Origin of the sequence: Bacillus sp. 22483 (assembly GCF_052044605.1) — a bacterium.
GTDB classification, from domain to species: domain Bacteria; phylum Bacillota; class Bacilli; order Bacillales; family Bacillaceae; genus Bacillus; species Bacillus altitudinis.
In genome coordinates this window covers 48,969-67,960 of sequence record NZ_JBQENU010000011.1, presented here as the reverse complement: position 1 = coordinate 67,960, position 18,992 = coordinate 48,969, and the positions used below count along the sequence as shown (strand labels likewise).

The 18,992-nt window shown below is 41.1% G+C and carries 21 protein-coding genes; 7 read left to right on the top strand and 14 right to left on the bottom strand.

What is annotated here, in order from left to right; all coding sequences use genetic code 11:
• Window positions 1-20 precede the first annotated feature (20 nt).
• Window positions 21-773, top strand: a complete 753-nt coding sequence (locus ACTJJQ_RS15360; protein WP_007501266.1) for a DUF1189 domain-containing protein — start codon at window positions 21-23, stop codon at window positions 771-773.
• A gap of 39 nt (window positions 774-812) precedes the next feature.
• On the opposite strand, the gene ACTJJQ_RS15355 is transcribed toward ACTJJQ_RS15360, so the two are convergent.
• Complete coding sequence (locus ACTJJQ_RS15355; RefSeq protein WP_017367613.1) at window positions 813-1,358, bottom strand: GNAT family N-acetyltransferase; 546 nt, start codon at window positions 1,356-1,358, stop codon at window positions 813-815.
• A gap of 185 nt (window positions 1,359-1,543) precedes the next feature.
• Here ACTJJQ_RS15355 and ACTJJQ_RS15350 point away from each other — a divergent pair, with 185 nt between their 5' ends.
• Together ACTJJQ_RS15350 and ispG are read left to right on the top strand one after the other, a co-directional pair.
• Entirely contained in the window at window positions 1,544-1,846 is a 303-nt protein-coding gene (locus ACTJJQ_RS15350) for a hypothetical protein (protein ID WP_007501268.1), read from the top strand.
• 106 nt (window positions 1,847-1,952) lie between these two features.
• Complete coding sequence (ispG, locus tag ACTJJQ_RS15345) at window positions 1,953-3,068, top strand: flavodoxin-dependent (E)-4-hydroxy-3-methylbut-2-enyl-diphosphate synthase (RefSeq protein ID WP_008342357.1); 1,116 nt, start codon at window positions 1,953-1,955, stop codon at window positions 3,066-3,068.
• Window positions 3,069-3,116: 48 nt separating this feature from the next.
• On the opposite strand, the gene ACTJJQ_RS15340 is transcribed toward ispG, so the two are convergent.
• Window positions 3,117-3,479 carry a DUF308 domain-containing protein gene (locus ACTJJQ_RS15340; RefSeq protein WP_008342359.1) on the bottom strand — a complete coding sequence of 121 codons (363 nt, stop codon included), beginning with the start codon at window positions 3,477-3,479 and terminating at the stop codon, window positions 3,117-3,119.
• A gap of 139 nt (window positions 3,480-3,618) precedes the next feature.
• Here ACTJJQ_RS15340 and ACTJJQ_RS15335 point away from each other — a divergent pair, with 139 nt between their 5' ends.
• A complete protein-coding gene (locus ACTJJQ_RS15335; protein ID WP_025207634.1) occupies window positions 3,619-4,197 on the top strand; it encodes a 5' nucleotidase, NT5C type in 579 nt (192 codons plus the stop codon).
• A 227-nt stretch (window positions 4,198-4,424) separates the two neighbouring features.
• On the opposite strand, the gene ACTJJQ_RS15330 is transcribed toward ACTJJQ_RS15335, so the two are convergent.
• From ACTJJQ_RS15330 to ACTJJQ_RS15310, 5 genes are all read right to left on the bottom strand, one after another.
• Entirely contained in the window at window positions 4,425-5,342 is a 918-nt protein-coding gene (locus ACTJJQ_RS15330) for an ROK family protein (protein ID WP_025207635.1), read from the bottom strand.
• Between the two features lie 140 nt (window positions 5,343-5,482).
• A complete protein-coding gene (locus tag ACTJJQ_RS15325) occupies window positions 5,483-5,911 on the bottom strand; it encodes a Fur family transcriptional regulator (RefSeq protein ID WP_003217433.1) in 429 nt (142 codons plus the stop codon).
• Window positions 5,889-6,749 (bottom strand): metal ABC transporter permease, encoded by an 861-nt coding sequence (locus ACTJJQ_RS15320; RefSeq protein ID WP_007501274.1) that lies wholly within the window; start codon window positions 6,747-6,749, stop codon window positions 5,889-5,891. The genes ACTJJQ_RS15325 and ACTJJQ_RS15320 overlap by 23 nt, the downstream gene beginning before the upstream one ends.
• On the bottom strand, window positions 6,749-7,525 hold the full coding sequence (locus ACTJJQ_RS15315) for a metal ABC transporter ATP-binding protein (protein WP_008342368.1): 777 nt from the start codon (window positions 7,523-7,525) through the stop codon (window positions 6,749-6,751). Before ACTJJQ_RS15315 ends, ACTJJQ_RS15320 begins: the two co-directional genes overlap by 1 nt.
• 136 nt (window positions 7,526-7,661) lie before the next feature.
• Window positions 7,662-8,543, bottom strand: coding sequence for a YitT family protein (locus ACTJJQ_RS15310; protein WP_007501276.1), 882 nt, complete (start codon window positions 8,541-8,543; stop codon window positions 7,662-7,664).
• Window positions 8,544-8,683: 140 nt separating this feature from the next.
• Between ACTJJQ_RS15310 and ACTJJQ_RS15305 the strand changes: the two genes are divergently transcribed.
• On the top strand, window positions 8,684-8,938 hold the full coding sequence (locus ACTJJQ_RS15305; RefSeq protein ID WP_008342377.1) for a DUF2624 domain-containing protein: 255 nt from the start codon (window positions 8,684-8,686) through the stop codon (window positions 8,936-8,938).
• A gap of 48 nt (window positions 8,939-8,986) precedes the next feature.
• Here ACTJJQ_RS15305 and ACTJJQ_RS15300 read toward each other — a convergent pair whose 3' ends face one another.
• Together ACTJJQ_RS15300 and ACTJJQ_RS15295 are read right to left on the bottom strand one after the other, a co-directional pair.
• A complete protein-coding gene (locus ACTJJQ_RS15300; RefSeq protein ID WP_206115550.1) occupies window positions 8,987-9,880 on the bottom strand; it encodes a deoxyribonuclease IV in 894 nt (297 codons plus the stop codon).
• A gap of 9 nt (window positions 9,881-9,889) precedes the next feature.
• A complete protein-coding gene (locus ACTJJQ_RS15295) occupies window positions 9,890-11,209 on the bottom strand; it encodes a DEAD/DEAH box helicase (RefSeq protein WP_024718822.1) in 1,320 nt (439 codons plus the stop codon).
• Between the two features lie 155 nt (window positions 11,210-11,364).
• Between ACTJJQ_RS15295 and vrrA the strand changes: the two genes are divergently transcribed.
• Both vrrA and ACTJJQ_RS15285 read left to right on the top strand, forming a co-directional pair.
• Window positions 11,365-12,078 carry a VrrA/YqfQ family protein gene (gene vrrA / locus ACTJJQ_RS15290; protein ID WP_144679327.1) on the top strand — a complete coding sequence of 238 codons (714 nt, stop codon included), beginning with the start codon at window positions 11,365-11,367 and terminating at the stop codon, window positions 12,076-12,078.
• 156 nt (window positions 12,079-12,234) lie between these two features.
• Entirely contained in the window at window positions 12,235-13,179 is a 945-nt protein-coding gene (locus ACTJJQ_RS15285; protein WP_007501283.1) for a 4-hydroxy-3-methylbut-2-enyl diphosphate reductase, read from the top strand.
• Between the two features lie 37 nt (window positions 13,180-13,216).
• Here ACTJJQ_RS15285 and ACTJJQ_RS15280 read toward each other — a convergent pair whose 3' ends face one another.
• The 5 genes from ACTJJQ_RS15280 to dnaG form a co-directional block, all read right to left on the bottom strand.
• Entirely contained in the window at window positions 13,217-14,338 is a 1,122-nt protein-coding gene (locus tag ACTJJQ_RS15280; RefSeq protein WP_060781198.1) for a Nif3-like dinuclear metal center hexameric protein, read from the bottom strand.
• Window positions 14,331-15,047, bottom strand: coding sequence for a tRNA (adenine(22)-N(1))-methyltransferase (locus tag ACTJJQ_RS15275; RefSeq protein WP_440600356.1), 717 nt, complete (start codon window positions 15,045-15,047; stop codon window positions 14,331-14,333). The genes ACTJJQ_RS15280 and ACTJJQ_RS15275 overlap by 8 nt, the downstream gene beginning before the upstream one ends.
• Before the next feature lie 120 nt (window positions 15,048-15,167).
• Entirely contained in the window at window positions 15,168-15,527 is a 360-nt protein-coding gene (gene cccA, locus ACTJJQ_RS15270) for a cytochrome c550 (RefSeq protein ID WP_008342390.1), read from the bottom strand.
• A 301-nt stretch (window positions 15,528-15,828) separates the two neighbouring features.
• A complete protein-coding gene (gene rpoD / locus ACTJJQ_RS15265) occupies window positions 15,829-16,950 on the bottom strand; it encodes an RNA polymerase sigma factor RpoD (RefSeq protein ID WP_008342392.1) in 1,122 nt (373 codons plus the stop codon).
• Between the two features lie 203 nt (window positions 16,951-17,153).
• Window positions 17,154-18,983, bottom strand: coding sequence for a DNA primase (gene dnaG / locus ACTJJQ_RS15260; protein ID WP_008342393.1), 1,830 nt, complete (start codon window positions 18,981-18,983; stop codon window positions 17,154-17,156).
• Window positions 18,984-18,992 lie beyond the last annotated feature (9 nt).

Genomic DNA, 18,992 nt, shown 5'->3' with positions numbered 1-18,992 from the left:
GAATGTAGGAAGTGAATCGGTTGAACGTATTTAGTTTATTGTTAAAAGGAATTTATTCACCAAAAGATATTGCCAGAGCACGTTTTACTGGGATTGGAAAGGCCATTTTATTCATCTTTATCCTTTCGATCATCGCAGCTGTCCCCCAGGGCTATCATATGAGCCAAGAGATTTCAAATGCGATGTCAGGATTTCAGCATGTGATTAAAAAAGATTTACCCGACTTTTCCATTGAAAAAGGAACGCTTCAAGCGGATCAAAGCACGCCGATCGAAAAAGAAGAAAACGGCATCACGATTATCTTTGATCCCGCTGAAAAAATAAAATCAAGTGAGCTTGAATCAAAACAAACAGCCATTGCGTTATTGAAAGAAAAAGCAGTGATTGCCATTGACGGACAAATGACAGATATTCCATACCAGCTGCTTGGCGGAACACTCACAAAAGATGAACTTGCCAGCGTCACAAACCAGAATCAAGCGATCATTATCCCTGTCATTTGTGTCCTGCTGTACCTATCTACTGCTGCTCTCATGTTCATCAGCGCAACATTCCTAGCCATGCTTGGTACATTTATTAAACGAATGCAGCAAAAAGAGCTGTCCTTTCAAATGCTTTGGAAGCTCTCTGCCTATTCACTCACATTAACAACCGTCTTTTTCGCCATCATGAGTGCATTAAACACGCCGGTTGCGAACTCATTTTTATTAAATTGGGTGATTAACTTTATTTTCTTATATCTTGTCGTTAAAGAAATACCTGCAAAAAAATAAGCTCCCTCATTTCGGGGAGCTTTTTTATTTGTTTTGACCCTATGACTCATCTGGATGGATGATCGCAAACATATAGTGATCCTCCCACTTATCATTGATCTTTACTTTTTTACGATGAAGTCCCTCATTTTCAAACCCTGTCTTCTCAAGCACACGAATGGAACCAATGTTAGATGGTTTTACGCCAGCCTCAATGCGGTGAAGGTACAGTTCATAAAAGGCATAATCGATAATCAAACGAATCGCCTCTGTCATATACCCCTTCCCGCCTTGCCTTTCATCAAGCACATATCCAAGCAAAGCCCCTTGAATCGGTCCTCTTTCAACAGAATGGAGTGAGATCGTTCCAATTAATGCATCTGTTTCATTTAAGAAAATACCGTGCATATAGGCTTCATCTTTTGCACGCCTTTGCATACTGCGGTTAATCCGTTCCTTTTGACGAGGTACAGTAAAAAAATCATCCTGAACCAAAGGAGTAAATTGCTGAAAATAGGTGCGGTTTTCTCGTTCAAGTGTTAATAGTGCTTCTGCATCACTTTCTGTTAGTGTTCTTACATATATATTTTGACTGATTTTCTTCATATACTCTCCCCCTTTTTTTATTTTATCATAATAAAGAAAGCGCTTCGGCTTATCAAAGATTTTTCCGATTACAAGTCATAATAGAACTCACTAGAACCGCCCTTCCCTAGCTTTTTCACTCTTTTTGGTTCTATCAACTCAGGACATGCATACACTGAAGTAAACTCTTAAAAGCGGTGAGTAAAATGCGGCGAATTATTTTTTTACTAGTCAGTTTGTTTGTCCTCTTTATTATCTTTTTTGATTTGAAAAATGGAACGATCCCCGTTCAGGAAGGCCCTGCTGTTCCCGCCAGCGCCTTTCAAACAGCTGAAAAACAGGCATATAAAACTGTCACTGTTAAACAAGGTCAAACCGTCGTCTCTATCGTACATACAAGTAAGCCATTAGATGAAGTGATCGAAGACTTTGAAGCACTGAATCAAGGCGTCAAAGCGAACGAAATTCGGGCAGGCAGCACATACAAGTTTCCGGTCTATAAGAGATAAAACGTTAATTCCTTGTCATTCATACGAAGAGACTGTTACAATATGAGATGTAAAACACGTCGTACACTGCAAACGAATTGCATGTACACTAAGGAGCGATTGACAAGTGAGTGAAGTCACACATCGTACAAAAACGCGTCCCGTCAAAGTGGGACCTTTAACTATAGGTGGAAACAATGAAGTCGTCATTCAAAGTATGGCGACAACCAAAACACATGATGTCGAAGCGACAGTAGCTGAAATTAAACGTTTAGAAGAAGCTGGCTGTCAAATCGTGCGTGTCGCATGCCCAGATGAGCGTGCAGCAAATGCGATTGCGGACATTAAAAAACAAATCAACATTCCCCTTGTTGTCGACATTCATTTTGACTACAAGCTTGCACTGAAAGCGATTGAAGCAGGTGCAGACAAAATTCGTATCAACCCAGGAAACATCGGAAGACGAGAAAAAGTCGAAGCTGTTGTGAAAGCTGCAAAAGAAAAAGGCATTCCAATTCGTATTGGGGTAAACGCCGGTTCGCTCGAGAAAAAGATTCTTGATAAATACGGCTATCCAACAGCAGATGGTATGGTTGAAAGTGCACTGCATCACATTAAAATTTTAGAAGACCTAGACTTTCATGACATCATTGTCAGTATGAAAGCATCTGATGTAAACCTTGCGATTGAGGCATACGAAAAAGCAGCAAAAGCCTTTGATTATCCTCTTCATCTTGGGATTACAGAATCAGGTACGTTATTTGCAGGTACGGTCAAAAGTGCTGCTGGTCTTGGCGCAATCTTGAATATGGGGATTGGTAACACACTCCGTATTTCATTAAGTGCTGACCCGGTCGAAGAGGTCAAAGTGGCACGTGAATTATTAAAATCATTTGGCCTTGCATCAAATGCAGCCACACTCATCTCTTGTCCAACTTGTGGACGAATTGAAATTGACCTCATTAGCATTGCAAATGAAGTCGAAGAATATATTTCTAAAATTAAAGCACCAATTAAAGTAGCTGTTCTCGGATGTGCTGTAAACGGTCCGGGTGAAGCGCGTGAAGCTGATATCGGCATCGCTGGTGCTAGAGGTGAAGGCCTCTTATTCCGCAAAGGTGAAATTGTTCGGAAAGTACCAGAAGAAACAATGGTCGAAGAACTGAAAAAAGAAATCGATAAAATCGCTGAAGAACATTATGCAAAAATGGAAGCTGAAAAAGCAAAACAAGCGAACGCATAACAAAGAACGCCTGACATCACTGTCAGGCGTTTTTCTGTTCCTGTCCTGTTAAAAGAACGGGGTGATAAAGATGCCGAGGATGACGGAAACGATTCCGATCCCGATTGACCATGCGCCAAGCGCATGTGCTCCTTTTCTTCTTGCAATATAACCAACGACGATTGCCGCTACGCCTAATAGCACCGGCAAGACAAATAGTGAGATAATCGCAATCGCGAGTGCTGTATAGCCTATCCCCTTACTGCCTGAATCGTCACCTACATGGTCACGTTCTCTTCTGTCTTCACGATCTCTTGATGCTTGATATGGCTCTGCAATTTCAGCAGCTGTTTCCTCTAAATAGCCATCATCATTACTAAAGTGTGTGTCGATTTCACGATCATTTCTTCTGAAATCTTCGTCTCTTTCCATGATCAATTCCCCCTTTTGGTTAATAGAAAGGAGCTTTTTTAGTATGAGCAAAAATGTCTGTTTCATGTTTGCTAAAACTTGCTGGAATTGTGAATTGATTATGTTACACTTTAAGAGGATAAATATGAGGAGTGTGGGCATGTTACGTTTAGGAATTGATATCGATGGCACAGTCACGGCGCAGGACACCTTTGTCCCCTACTTAAATGAGTCGTTTCAATGTGACATCACACTAGATGATATGACGGAATATGATTTGACGAAGCTTTTAAAGATTTCAAATGAAGAATTTTGGGGCTGGATGAATGAGTATGAGCCTCTTATTTATAAACAGGCAAAGCCTGCCGAGGGTGCAAAAGAAATCCTCAATCAAATGAAACATCATCATCAATTGATTTATATCACAGCCAGAAGGCAGCATCACTCAGACATCACCTACAAATGGTTTGAGGAGAATCATGTCCATTATGACGATATCGAGCTTGTTGGCGGACATCATAAGGTGGCAGCTGTTCAAAAACATAAGATCGATGTGTTTTTTGAAGATCACCATGGTAATGCCACAATGATTGCAAAAGAAGCTGACATTCCAGTGATTCTGTTTAACTCACCGTATAATCAAATGCCAATTGATGAACGGATCATTCGCGTGAATAACTGGCAAGAAGCATCCCAATGGATCAAACAGTATGAAAAGCGTCTGCAAACTGCTTACTAAAACAGATCAAAAGCCGATACGTTTTTAATGTATCGGCTTCAGATTGTTGACAAAGGGCTAAAATGAACTTTATTTTAGCCCTTTGTCTTCGTTTCAACGTGATAGAAAACCTTTGCAGCCCTAGGAAGGACGAGTACTGGAGCGGAGCGAATTTGACATTCGTGAGCACCGGAACGCAGGACTGACAAAGAATGCGAGGGTTTGTCTGCGCGCTGAAGCCGATACGTTTAATGTATCGGCTTTTTGATTGTACGATGATGTCCTTCTTTTATTAAAAAATGATAAAGTGCACCCATCATACCTGCCTGATTGAAGTAATAGCACGTTTCCAGTGTCACCTGTATGTTTTTCCATGCATGCAAAGTATGTAAATGTTTCTCAATGTTTGGAATCAAATCGGGCCTTGCACTCACGCCCCCGCCAATGAGGATTTTCTCTGGATTGAGAACTGTTGCCACATTGTAAATGCCAATTGCGATTCGCTTGTACCACTGATCGATCATCTTCTCAATGGCCGGATCTTGCTTGGCTTTTTCAAAGATTTCTTGACCGTCGATTTGCTGACTTTGTGGAATTCCTTGCTGCTCTTTGTAGCTTCGTATCAATCCAGCTGTCGAAGCACTGCTGTTGAGTGTCGTAAACTGACCGTTTTCTGTTTCTGTCAGCATCATGCCAAATTCACCGCCGCGAAAAGAGGCACCGCGAACAAGCTCTCCGCCAGCAAAAATACCGCCGCCGACACCAGTCCCAAGCGTCATACATATAAAGCTGTCACACTCTTTCGCATGACCACTAAATTTTTCAGCCAGAGCTGCACAGTTCGCATCATTTTCTACTTCTACACGAAGTGATGTTTTTTCTTCCAAAAGCGTTTTGACATTTTGGCCATTTAAAGCAATAATCGCTCCTGCAAATTCCGTATAACCCGTTTGACTGTCAACAAACCCCGGAAGACTCATCGCAATCCCTTTGATATCCCAAGTCCTTTGATACTCTTTCACCACGTTCTCCATGTCCTCTAAAAACGGCTCAAGCTGCCTGCAGTTTGTTTCGTAGTCGCCGCTCGTGATCAGCTCACCATGTCGATCCATGACCCCATGCTTTGTTTTTGTCCCGCCTACATCGAATACGATATAATACGCCACTTTTGACCCTCCCCCTATTTCTAAAGACTCAAATCTGCTTCTATAGATGATCTGTTGTTCTCATTTTAATGAAACAGCTATCCTTTGTAAAACGTTTTCAACATGACAAAACAAAAAGCCAGCCCATCGGCTGGCTTCTTTCATGAATGAACTTCCTTCGGTTCGCAAGAAGGACACGTTCCGTAAATTTCAAATTTATGTCCGCTAATGTGATAATCCTCTAGATCGGCATCAAGCTTGTCCATAGGGCAAGCATCGATTTCCTTTGTTTTACCGCACGTCAAACAAATAAAGTGATGATGATGATGGGAAAACGAACATTTAAAACGGAACAGTTTCTCCCCTGATAATTCCGTTGTCTCTAATATCCCAAGATCTTCATATAAAGACAGGTTTCGATAAATCGTATCAAAACTAAGCCCTGGGTAATCTTCACTTAAAGCTGTTAATACATTTTTAGCGGTCAAGTATTTATCAGAATCAGAAAACAATTGAAGCATATCTTCACGTTTGCTTGTATATTTATAGCCTTTTTCCTTTAATAAATCAAGCGCTTCTTGTACGTTCATGATGATTCCCCCTTCTGAATTTCCCAATACTAATACACCCGATTAAAATCAAAATAGACAGCATCACAATGGTTCCACCCGGCGCTAAATCAAGATAATAACTTAAAATCAAGCCGACCATGACAGACAATTCCCCAAATAAGATGGAAAGGAAAATCGCCTGTTTAAACCCTTTGGCAATCCGAATACTTGCCGCAACTGGCAGTGTCATGAGTGCGGACACTAGGAGTGTACCGACAATACGCATCGATGCTGCGATGACAAGTGCAACAACTAAAATAAAAATAAAATGAATCCACTTCGCTGAAATACCAGAAGCCTTCGCATGTTCTTCATCAAAAGAAAGCAAAAACAATTCTTTATACAAGAGCACAACCACTAATACAACGACAAGTGAGATCCCAACAATGATCCAAAGATCGAGCCTTGAAACCGCACTGACACTTCCAAACAAATAGCTGAACAAATCTGTATTAAAACCATTTGCAAGTGAAATGAAAATAACAGAGATCCCAATACCACCTGATAAAATAATGGGAATCGCCAGCTCCTGATAATGTTTATACACAGAGCGCAGACGTTCAATAAACAATGAGCCAGCCACAGAAAAAGCCATTCCTAAGTAAAGCGGGCTAACCCCTGTCAAAAGTCCAAACTTTTTATCAAGGAATAAACTTGCCGCTATCCCAGCAAGTGACACGTGACTAAGCGCATCTGCGATGAGAGAGAGCCTTCTCACGACAATAAATACACCAAGTAAGGGCGCAATAAAGCCGATCAGCATCCCTGCGATAAACGCATTTTGTAAAAATTCATAATGAAAAAATGGAAATAGCATTATTCATGTCCCCCATGATGGTGATGATCGTGATGAATCACTTGAATGTCATGCCCGTAAAACTGAGAAAGCGCCTGATCATCCATCGAATCAAACGTTTCCGCATCTCCATGAAAATGAAGTGTCTGATTTAAACAAGCCACATGCGTGACTTTGTCAGAAACGGTTCCTACATCATGTGTAACGAGAATTAAAGACATTCCTTTTTCTTTGTTCAATGTTTCTAACAGCTGATAAAAGCCCTCTACTGTTCTTTGGTCTACACCCACAGTCGGCTCATCTAAAATGAGCAGCTTCGGCTGACTGACGAGCGCACGGGCAATAAATGTACGCTGCTGCTGACCGCCTGAAAGCTCACCAATGTTTTGGTGTTTTAAGTCTTGTATGCCAACTGAACGTATGGCCTCATCTACTTGAAGCTTATCCTGCTTACTCATGCGTTTGAATAAACCAATCTTCGCCGTTAAACCACTTGCCACGACCTCGTATACAGAAGCAGGAAAACCTGTATTAAAGCTATTCGCCTTTTGAGAAACAAATCCAATTTGATCCCAGTCTTTAAATTTTTGAGCAGGTGTGCCAAAGAGCTTCAATTCTCCCTGCTGTGGTTTAATCAAGCCAAGCAGGCATTTTAATAAGGTTGTTTTACCAGATCCATTCGGTCCAACAAGTGCTAGAAAGTTTCCTTCCTCTACCGTTAAATGAATGTGATCGATGACATTTCGCTGTCCATATGAATACGAAATGTCCTTCATTTCAATAATTGGCTTTGCCATAAATCTTTCCACCTTTAATCCAATATAAAAAGAATGATTACGATTTATACAACAAAAAGAAAATGGCAAAAGCCATTTTCTTTGTCCATACATACATTTCATTATATAAAAGAAAGATAAAAAAGTAAAATAAAAGCTAATGAATGGCTGTTTTGAATTTACCGCCTTTTGTTTCATGCGTATCCATAATCGTAATAAAGGCTTGACCATCAATTTCAAACACAATAGATTTCAGCTTCGTAATTTCAAGTCTTGTCACGACGGCGTAAATGACATCTTTTTCTTCATCGGTATAACCGCCTTTTCCTCTAAGTTTGGTCGTTCCCCTGCCGAGACGATGAAGAATCGCATCTGAAATTTCATCATAATAATCCGAAACGATAATGACAGCTTTTGTTTCATCTAGTCCTTGAATGACAGCATCAATTGTTTTCATTGCCAAATAATATGTCATGACAGAATACATAGCTTGCTCCGGTCCGAATACAAAGCCCGCCCAAATAAAAATGAACACATTGACGATCATGACAAACTCACCGACGGAGAAAGGAATTTTTTTCGTCAGAAGAATTCCTAAGATTTCCGTTCCGTCCATTGAGCCTCCATTCCGTATCACAAGCCCAACGCCAAACCCGAGTAACAGCCCCCCAAATACAGTAGCTAAAATCGGCTGCGTCGTAAATGCTTCTACATGATGGAGTGAAGATTCAATCACGGCCAAGCTGACAATCCCAATCACAGTGGAAATCAAGAAGGTTTTCCCAATATGTTTGTATCCTGATATCATAAATGGAATATTTAAAATGACAACAATCGTCGCAAAATTAATGAATGGGTTATCCGTAAAAAGATAATCCAAAATAAGCGAAATACCGATGATGCCTCCATCAATAATATTGTTTGGCACTAAAAATAATTCAATGCTGACTGCCGCACATGCAGCTCCTACTAGAATCAGAAAAATTCTCAAAATAAAATGAGGCACTGATTCCTTTTTATGCTGTTTACTATTTGCCATACGTTCTCCCTTCTACACATGTTTAGTTTTCAATGAACATTTTATTCACTTTACTATTTTATCATTTCACAGAGTAAAATAAAATTTTTTGCACATTTTCCGTTTTCGCCCATACATTGATACAGAGGGGAGGAATGGAATTGATTTTAATTCAAAAAATTGTGTTGCAGCGTCTGAATCAGATCACAGCAAATGACTTGTTAAGGTATGCGAAACAGTATGGGGTCAGTTTAACATCCAATCAGGCTGCTGAGGTCGCCAAACTCATGAATGGGAAAAACGTCAATATTTTTAACGATGCAGAGCGCAACCGGCTGCTTAAGCAAGTGGAAGCGATTACGTCTAAACAAACTGCACAGACCGTCAACGATCTGTTTAATCAGTTCACAAATTAGGCAAAAAAGGGCCGCATTTAGCGGCACCTCATCACATTGCATGCACTTTTATTGACCCGTAATCTTATCTAGTAAACCTTCATCAAATTGCTTTTCTTTCAGCATCGCAATTTCGAATTTATAAGGTGGTTTCTTGTTCTTTTTATCTTCACCTACATAAGGCGTTTCTAGAATCTTCGGCATATCTTGAAGCTGTGGATGATGAACGATATAGCTCAGGGCATCAAAACCAATTTCTCCAAAACCGATATTTTCATGTCGGTCTTTTCTTGCGCCTTGTACATTTTTACTATCATTAATATGAAGAACTTTGATTCGGTCGATCCCGACAATTCGATCAAATTCTTCTAATACTCCATCAAAATCACTCACAATGGGATAACCTGCATCGTGCGTGTGACACGTATCAAAGCAAACAGAAAGTGCTTCGTTATGTGTCACACCGTCAATAATTTGGGCAAGCTCTTCAAAGCTTCTTCCGCACTCTGATCCTTTTCCCGCCATTGTTTCCAGCGCAATTTGAACCTCCTGCCCCTTCACAATGACTTCATTAAGACCTTCAATGATTTTTTGAATTCCAGCATCTGCACCTGCTCCGACATGCGCACCTGGATGAAGAACAATTTGTCTTGCACCTAGCGCTTCTGTACGCTCTATCTCAGAGCGAAGGAAATCCACTCCAAGCTCAAATGTCGCTGGATTCACTGTGTTCCCAATATTAATAATATACGGTGCATGAACGACGATATCTGTCATACCATGCTCTTTCATATGCGCTTGTCCAGCTTCAATATTGAGATCTTCAATTTTTTTACGGCGCGTATTTTGCGGTGCACCTGTATAAATCATAAAAGTATTTGAACCATAAGAGGCAGCTTCCTCACTCGCTGCAAGTAGCATATGTTTTCCGCTCATGGATACATGTGATCCAATCTTCAACAATGTGTCCCCCTACTTTCCGTTACGCTTTGACTTTCTACGTTCTTGTCTTTTGATCTTATCCATCTCACGTGTCATTTTCTTTTTATATCCAGGTTTGACGGCTTTCGGTTTTCTGACAAGGCGTTTTGCTTTTTCTTCAATTTCATTTGGTGCTTTTTTACGTCTTTGACGCTTCAAACGATCATCTGCATCTCGCCATTCGCCATGAACAATCGTTTTGTTTTCAAACACAACACCCATTTTTTCAATTTGAACGAGTGCATCCTCATCAGCGAGATCATAAATGGTCATTGCAATGCCAGATGAACCAGCGCGAGCCGTTCTTCCCACACGGTGAACATAAAAATCAAGATCGGATGGGAGCTCATAGTTAATCACGTGGCTGACGCCCTTAATATCAATCCCGCGGGCAGCAAGATCAGATGCCACAATATATGTGAACTCCAAATCTTCAATTTGTTTCATCACTTTTTTACGTTCACGAGGCGTTAAACCACCATGAAGTACCCCAATTTTCATTCCTTTTTCTTGTAGGAATGAGGCAATCTCATCAACAGTTGATTTCGTATTGGCAAAGATGATCCCTAAATAAGGCTGTACATTCGTCACCATTTCATGAAGTAATTTTAATTTATCACGCTGTTTAGATGGAACTAAAATATGCTGAATGTTTTCAGCCGTAATTCGTTTCGGTTCAACATGTGCATATTTCGGATTATCCATATATTTTTTGAGGAAAGGTTTTAATTTTTCTGGAATAGTTGCTGAGAACACGAGCATTTGCAACTGTTCTGGCATTTGTGAACCAATACGATCCACATCTTCTAAAAAGCCCATATCCAGCATAAGGTCTGCTTCATCAATGACAAGAGATGTTGCTTTGTACACATTCAGCGCTTGCTCATGAATAAGATCAGCAATACGTCCAGGAGTGCCGACCACTAAGTGCGGCTGATTCTTTAGCTTTTGAATGGATTTCTGCTTGTCCGTTCCGCCAATGTAAAGCTTTGCCTTGATTTCTTCTTCTGGAGGCGTATTTTTTAAGATCGTTTGTGCTTCTTTAAAAATTTGATTCGCTAATTCTCGTGTTGGTGCAGTAATGACCACTTGTACTTGCTCTTTGCTTGGATCAATTGAATGAATAAGCGGCAATAAATACGCATGGGTTTTCCCTGTCCCTGTTTGAGACTGTCCAATCACGCTTTCACCTTTTAAAACAGCAGGGATAATTCTTTTTTGAATATCAGTCGGCTCATAAAAGCCCAGTTCATGAATAGCATCTATAATAAAAGACTTTAATTCATATGTCGTAAATTTCGTTTCTTTCATGTTTTCACTCCTTAAGGCAATGCCTTTTTGCTCATCTCCTCATTATAGCTGATTTTCTGCAAAAAAACCATGTCCGCTTTTCTCACAGGAAACCAAATGATACTTCCCTGCATAACCTATGAAGAGAAAGAGAATGCAGTAAGGGAGGTACAAGTATGTTAGGGCAAAGGCCTATGGGCGATTTTCAGCCGCATCGCCCCTCACGCCGGCACCTTGGAAATGGCGGACAGCCCGGAATTTTTCAACGGAGACAGCAGGCTCCGATCGAACAGCCTTTTCAAGGGCAAGGCAACCAATTTCAACAAATGATGCCTCGCTCTCCGTCTGTACAAGGCGGCGGTCTACGCGGGATGGGTGGCATTCCTGGAGGCGAAAGCCGTGCACTAGGCGGCGGAGCCGGAATTAAGGGCATGCTGGCAAAATTTCTTCCTGGAGCTGGAGGAGCAGGGATCTCTGGAGCTGGAGGTGGTGCGGGATTACAAGGAATCCAGAGCTTCGCAAACCCTGCGAACCTTTCAAGCATGTTAGGAAATGTTCAAAAAGTACTCGGAATGGCGCAGCAATTCACGCCTATGATTCAGCAATACGGTCCTTTAGTCAGAAATTTGCCTGCCATGATTAAACTCTATAGCCAGCTTGGCAGTGCGGATGACGATGAAACAAATACGAATGATGCAGACGAAGAACCAAAAGAAATCACTGCAGAAACAGACGTTCCGCACGAACCAGTTGATGATGAAATAGAAGAAGGAAAAGAAGAAGAACCAGAGGACATCCTTGTCAAAAAAGGGACTGTACACACATCAGCTGCTCCTGAAGCAAAACCGAAAAAAAGATCGGGTAGTTCCATTCCGAAACTATATGTCTAGTGATCTTTTAAAGGCGAAGTGTTTCCCATGTATAACAATCTTTGATATATGCGCTTACTTTGGCTATAATGAAGGAAGAGAATGATCAAAAGCCGTTTTTCACGGCTTTTTATATTGTTCTTCTCTAGCAGCACTTCCCTACAGGAGGACGAATAAATGAATGTAATTAAAATTTCGCCGCGTGGCTATTGCTATGGCGTTGTAGATGCAATGGTCATTGCTAAAAATGCCGCACTTGATAAAAACTTGCCACGCCCAATTTATATATTAGGTATGATTGTGCACAACAAACATGTCACAGACGCCTTCGAAGAAGATGGAATTTACACACTGGACGGACCAAACCGTCTGGATATTTTAAAACAGGTTGAAAGTGGCACAGTGATTTTCACCGCTCACGGCGTATCTCCTGAAGTCCGTCAAATTGCAGAAGAAAAAGGCCTTGTCGCCATTGATGCGACCTGTCCAGATGTCACGAAAACACATGAACTCATTTCAGAAAAAACAGCTGATGGATATGACATTATTTATATCGGAAAAAAGGGTCACCCTGAGCCAGAAGGAGCCGTCGGTGTTGCACCTGACAAAGTGCACCTTGTCGAAACAGAAGCTGATATTAAAGCGCTCGATTTAACGTCAGATAAACTGCTCATCACCAATCAGACGACAATGTCTCAGTGGGATGTTCATGATCTGATGGAGCTCATTAAAGAAAAATATCCTCACGTCGAGTACCATCAAGAGATCTGCCTTGCGACACAGGTACGTCAAGAAGCTGTGTCACAGCAAGCAGGCCAAGCCGATCTGACCATTGTGGTCGGCGATCCAAAAAGCAATAACTCAAATCGTCTGGCGCAAGTGTCAATGGAGATTGCAGGAACGCAGGCTTACCGAATTGGTGATCTCAGTGAGTTAAAGCTTGAATGGCTCCAAGGGGTAAAAACAGTTGCCGTTACTGCAGGTGCTTCCACACCAACACCTATTACAAAAGAAGTCATTCGTTTCTTAGAAAACTACGAACCTGATGATGAATCGACATGGAAAATTGAACGGACGGTTCCTCTTTCTAAGATATTACCTCGCGTGAAAACAAAGAAATAAAAAAAACGTCAGAGCTGCTATGCTCTGACGTTTTTGTTTACACAAATTGAAACGGGTTTGTGTTTGATTCTGATACAAAGAATTGCACATCATATTTTTTATCTGTACATAGCGATTCTAGCTTTGTCTTCACGCCCTCTTTCATGATCTTTTCTGCGTAATGACCCGGGTCCACTACATTCAGTCCGAGCATCATGGCATCGTGAGCGACATGGAAATAAAGGTCGCCAGTCACGTACACATCTGCACCCATTCTTTTCGCTTGATGGATATATTTATTTCCGTCTCCTCCAAGCACAGCTACTTTTTTCACGACCGCTTCCTGATTTCCTACAAAACGCGCTCCATTCACATCTAACTTCGTTTTCACAAATTGAGTGAAGTCTTTAAGTGTCATAGGTTCTTTTAATTCACCAATACGCCCAAGGCCTTTTTGAATAGGAGGAAGATCTGTCGTGTGTACACTGTAAGCCACTTCTTCATAAGGGTGTGCTTTGATCATTTCACGAATCACTTGTTTTTCAATACTCGCTGGGAAAATGGTTTCGATTCGTACTTCTTTCACAAATTCCAATTTACCCGTCTCACCAATAAATGGCACAGCTTCTTCTGATGGCAGAAAACTGCCTGTCCCTTCATTTGAAAAAGCGCAATGACTGTAGTTGCCAATATGGCCAGCTCCCGCATTTCCTAAAGCCGTCCTGATGGCCTCTTCAAATTCCACTGGAACATACAAGGCTAGCTGCTTAATTGGATCTTCGTATGTTGGAACTAGCACTTTTGTTTCCCCGAGCTCTAAAGCCTCTGCAAGCAAGTCATTGACTCCCCCATCAGCCACATCCAGGTTTGTATGTGCTACATACACCGCAATATCATGTTTGATGCATTTCTCAATGATCCGTCCTGCCGGCTGATCTGTAGCCACATGTTTTAATGGACGGAAAATTGGCGGATGGTGGGCAATAATGAGATCCACCTTCCGCTCAATTGCCTCATCTACCACATTTTCTAATACATCTAAGGTGATCATGACATTGGTCACTTTTTTATTCAGCGTTCCAATCTGGAGCCCGATTTTATCACCTTCCACCGCATATGCCTTTGGTGAAAATTGCTCAAATAATTGGATGATTTCATGCCCGTTCACTGTTTTAGCCAACAGTCAAAACCTCCTTTAGCATTTTTATTTTCGCATTCAGCTCTTTTAGACGTTCTTTGTTCTCTTCCGTCGGCGCTGCTTTTTGAATCTGGCCTTCTATATGCTCCATGTGCTGAAGCTCATTCATCCATTTGCGCCGGAAGACATCATTATGTTCTTTGGCAAGAAACGGACCAACGAGCATGCCTGTTTCAATCGACATGCCTTCATAAGCTTTATCTTTGTCGCCAGTTTCGGCAATGATGATTTCGTATATTTTGCCATCCTCTTCTAAAATCACTTCATCCATCAGTTCATACCCCTCTTGATAGAGCCATAAACGAATATGGTGAGCATGAATATTAGGCTGAAGAATAAGCCGCTCCTGCCCTGTGAGCTTGTGTTTACCTTCATTTAGAATGCTTGCAATGAGTGCTCCGCCCATTCCTGCAATCGTGACAGCATTCACCTCGCCTTTTTCAATCACTTCAAGGCCATTTCCTTTTCTGACTGAAATCTGCTCATCTAATTCAAGCCTATGTACTTGCTTCTTCGCAGATTGAAGCGGTCCATCAGTAATTTCACCAGCAATGGCTTTCAATGCTTTATGATGTAATATCGCATAACATGGCAAATAGGCATGATCTGAGCCAATATCAGCAAAGACCGCCTCTTTTGGTAAAAAGTCTGCGACTCTTTTTAATCGTTTTGACAAATTCATTTCATTCATCCATATCACTACTTTTCTTTAATGTTCATACTTGTCTATCTTATATAAATTATGGACTTTTTAAAAGTCGTTTTCAAATGAAAAAAGCTCTTCTGATGAAAAAGAGCTTTTTGCGCTTTATTATTTAATTTTGGATACCCATTCTGACATTTCATCGAGCTTTTCATTCGGAATTAGCCCGCCCGGCATCCCATTTCCGCCTTCTTGAATTTTTTTCTTGATGTCTGCTACTTCAAGCTTGTCGCCAACACCTTTTAATGCAGGACCAGCGCCACCTTCGTAGTTTTCCCCATGACAGCTAATACAGTTCTGCTTATACAATTCTTCCGGCGTCGCATTTGCGGTCTCTTCTTGCTTTTGCTCTTTGCCCCCAGAGGCAATTTTGTCTTCATCTTTCAGCCCCTTCATTGATAAGAAAAAAGTGAGTCCAATACCTAAAATGGCAATCAATAAGAATGGTATAAGTGGATTCCGTTTCATTTCTTTCATCCTCCCCTTTGTGAAAAACCCCTTTGAGACTATGCAAACAATTCTAATTCTACTTTAATTTTACAAAAAGTAAACGAATTATGATACAAAACTTTGGTCAAGTTCACAGATTAGACAAAAATGATTCAAAATGAGAAATGAAGCCTTCAGCACATTTAGATGTATTTTTTATACATCTTTTCTCTAAGAACGTTGCAAATTCATTTGTTATTCAGTAAAATATAATCAGATCAAAAAAGCGTTTTCATTTTGATGAAGAAAGAACGGATCTCTCTCAAGATCCGTCCGGTTTCTATTCTAAGAAGTCTTTTAATCGTTTACTTCTGCTTGGGTGTCTTAATTTACGAAGAGCTTTCGCTTCAATTTGGCGAATACGCTCTCTTGTTACGCCAAACACCTTTCCTACCTCTTCTAATGTGCGTGTTCTTCCGTCATCTAGTCCGAAACGCAGTCTCAGCACATTTTCTTCACGGTCCGTTAGCGTATCTAATACATCTTCAAGCTGCTCTTTTAAGAGCTCATAGGCAGCATGGTCTGATGGAGAAGTCGCCTCTTGGTCTTCGATAAAATCACCAAGATGCGAGTCATCTTCCTCACCAATAGGTGTTTCTAAAGATACTGGCTCTTGCGCAATTTTAAGAATTTCTCTTACTTTCTCTGGTGTTAAATCCATGTCTTCCGCAATTTCTTCTGGCGTTGGTTCTCTACCTAGATCTTGTAGAAGCTGTCTTTGAACACGGATTAATTTATTAATGGTTTCCACCATATGAACCGGGATCCGGATTGTTCTCGCCTGATCGGCAATCGCACGTGTGATCGCCTGTCTAATCCACCATGTCGCATATGTTGAGAATTTGTATCCTTTGCGGTAATCAAACTTCTCAACCGCCTTCATGAGCCCCATGTTTCCTTCTTGAATCAAGTCAAGGAACAGCATACCACGACCAACATAACGTTTCGCAATGCTGACAACGAGACGAAGGTTCGCTTCCGCTAATCTTCTTTTTGATTCCTCATCGCCTTCTTCAATCTTTTGAGCATACGTAATCTCTTCTTTAGCAGATAGCAAATTGACGCGCCCGATCTCTTTTAAGTACATACGAACAGGATCATTAATTTTGACACCTGGTGGTACGCTTAAATCATTCAGGTCAAATTCCTCTTCTGCCTTAGCCAGCTGCTGAACATTTGGGTCTTCAGTCTCTTCATTTTCACTGATGAGTTCTACACCCTGTTCGCCTAAGTATTCATAGTATTCATCCATCTGGTCTGATTCAATTTCAAAGCTAGACATACGCTCTGCAATTTCTTCGTATGTTAAAACGCCCCGTTTTTTACCCGTTTCAGTGAGCTTATCTCTCACCTGTTCAAAGGTTAATTCAGTTTCAGTTTCGTGGGCTTGTTTATCAGCCATTATGGATCCCTCCTTCCAAAGCTTGCAACGAATTCTAAAGTAACTTGCGATTTGCTTCTGCTCTGCCTTTCTCTCTCTATCAAACAGAATGAGCAAATAGGAATAAAATAAATAATGATGAAGGCAAGATGCTTGCGGTCTTATGCTCCTCCCATTAAAGGATTCATTGCCAGCCGTAAGTCTTGTCATAAATAGTAGACGTATTACTTCAGCGAACGGTTCAACTGAATAATTTCTTTTGCAAGTGTTGCCGCTTTGAAGAAATCTTTTTGCCTCTCCGCCTCTGCACGTTCTAGTTCTTTTTCCTTTATCATTGACAAATTCCGATGATTCAACACTTTTTTTACATAATCACTTAATTCAGCTTCACTTAGTTCGTCTCCAACTTGAATCATGAATATATCCGTCAGGAGCTGATTGATCACATCATCTTCTATACGGTTCATCAGATGCTGCGGGGTCGGCTCCTTGCCTTCTTCATACAATGCATAAATGTATGTTGCCAGCGCTCTGTGCGAATCTATATTAAATTCAAACCCTATCCTATCAAGCACTTTTCGGATCACGTCATCATTTTTCAACATATGTGCAAGGAGCATTCGCTCTGCGTTTTCATATGCCGGCCTTAGACGTTTTCGTCTTACCTGTGTTGACAGATGTGCACGCCTCTTTTCAAGTCCATTTTCTTCTTGCGAGCTCTTGGCCTCTTGTCTCTGCTGCTTTTCAAAAAGCTCCAATTGCTCCTTTAATGAGTCAAGTGAAATGGAGAACTCCCCAGCCAGCTGCTTCATGTAAATCTCTTGTTCCAAGGAACCGTTTAATCGGCTAATTTCTCGGAGAACCTGCTTCATGTAAGTCAGGCGGTCTCCTTCGTCAGACAAATTCTTTCCTCTTCGGAAAAAATTCATCTTAAATGTCATTAATGTCACACTTGCATCTATGATGTCATTCCTAAATTTCTCGCCGCCATATTTACGAATGTAATCATCTGGATCAAGTCCATCTGGTATCATGGCAACGCGAACTTTACATCCTCTTTTTCCAAGCAAATCTGATGCTTTCATGGTCGCTTCATACCCGGCCGTGTCAGAGTCATAACATAAAATGATCTCTTCAACGTTCCGTCTAAGAAGCTTTACGTGCTCTTCTGTTAAAGACGTACCCATTGTTGCAACACTTTCGCCAACACCACTTGTGACAGCCGAGATGACGTCAGCAAATCCTTCGAAAAGGACAGCACGTTCGCGTTTTCTAATATGCATACGCGCGTCATGAAAGTGATAAAGCAGCTTACTTTTATGAAAAAGTGGCGTTTCAGGACTATTCATATACTTTGGCTGCTGATCACCAAGTGATCTTCCAGAAAAAGCGACGACCGTCCCGTGATGATCATGAATCGGAAACATGACACGATCTCTAAAGCGGTCAAAAAAACCTGTGCCGTTTTCTCGTTGAATCAAAAGACCAGCCTTCTCCATCATCGCAGGATCAAACCCTCGTTTTTCTAAAAACTTGGTCACGAAATCCCACGAGTCGAGAGCATACCCGATCTCAAACTTGGCAATTGTTTCATCCGTAAAGCCCCTGGACCTTAAATAATCGAGTGCGTTTTGACCTTCCTTTGTATTTACCAGCAAATGGTGGTAAAATTTCTTAAGAAGCTCATGCGCCTCAATCATTTTATGATCTGCTGTATCCTCTTGCTGTGAGGAACTGATCTGCGCATTCGCTACATGATCCGGCAAATCAATATGGTACTTATCAGCAACATGTGAAACGGCTTCAATAAATGAGTAGCCTTCCATTTGTCTGAGGAACGAAAATACATTGCCTCCTGCACCACAGCCAAAACAATGGAAGATTTGCTTATCTGCTGAAACAGAGAATGAAGGAGTATTTTCACCATGGAATGGACAAAGACCGAAGTAATTCCGACCTTGTTTTCTAAGCTGTACGTATTCTCCAATCACTTCGACAATGTCTGCGTTTTTTTGGATTTGCTCCAAAAGTTCATCTGGTATACGTTTGCTCATCCTAATAAC